This window comes from Pseudomonas sp. NPDC088444 (assembly GCF_044900175.1).
GTDB lineage: Bacteria > Pseudomonadota > Gammaproteobacteria > Pseudomonadales > Pseudomonadaceae > Aquipseudomonas.
In genome coordinates, this window is sequence record NZ_JBJDNK010000028.1 from 1 (window position 1) to 417 (window position 417).

Below are 417 nucleotides of genomic sequence, written 5' to 3' on the forward strand. Positions count from 1 at the left end.
ATCATAATGATAAAAACGAAATCTAAAAGTAACTATAAACTCTATCCCTACAAGAAAATATAACAATCACACTCAATCAATTATAGAAAAGGCCGATAACAGCGGCGCTCGCCGCGATATGTGCATCAAGGTGCTTGGTGGCTCTCATCGTCGTTACGCTGGTATCGGTGACATCATCAAAGTGACCGTCAAGGAAGCGATTCCGCGCGGTAAGGTGAAAAAAGGCCAAGTGATGACTGCTGTTGTAGTCCGCACTCGCCACGGTGTCCGTCGTGCAGACGGTTCCATCATCCGCTTTGACGGCAACGCTGCTGTTCTGTTGAACAACAAGCAAGAGCCGATCGGCACCCGTATCTTTGGGCCAGTGACCCGTGAACTTCGCTCTGAGAAGTTCATGAAGATCGTCTCGCTCGCCCC

General features: G+C 49.2%; 1 protein-coding gene. It reads left to right on the plus strand.

Annotation, left to right across the window (positions count from 1 at the left end):
- Positions 1-118 precede the first annotated feature (118 nt).
- A partial coding sequence (gene rplN / locus ACI2KB_RS29005; protein WP_404640509.1) for a 50S ribosomal protein L14 occupies positions 119-417 on the plus strand: 299 nt, incomplete at its 3' end.